The organism is Halomonas sp. SIMBA_159 (assembly GCF_046536035.1).
Classification (GTDB): Bacteria; Pseudomonadota; Gammaproteobacteria; order Pseudomonadales; family Halomonadaceae; genus Vreelandella; species Vreelandella venusta_A.
On the sequence record NZ_JAWJBT010001639.1, the window covers coordinates 1 to 235 of the forward strand.

A 235-nucleotide genomic window follows, 5' to 3' on the forward strand; every position below is an offset into this window, starting at 1 on the left:
TTGTCGTTTCCAGCACCGAAACACGCTCTAAAGGCTCTTGTAACGCCAGCTCCAGCACATCGTCTATCCATTTCACCGGACAAATTTCGATATCCCCTTTCACATTATCCGGGATATCTTTTAAATCCCGCACATTGTCATGTGGGATCAACACGCGTTTAATACCACCACGATGTGCCGCCAGCAGTTTCTCTTTCAAGCCACCGATAGGCAGTACCTCGCCACGCAGCGTGAT

Annotated in this window: 1 protein-coding gene; it reads right to left on the reverse strand. The window is 49.4% G+C overall.

The features are described 5' to 3' along the window. The coding region (locus R0J87_RS24760; protein ID WP_498889686.1) for a S16 family serine protease at window positions 1-235 on the reverse strand (235 nt) is incomplete at both ends.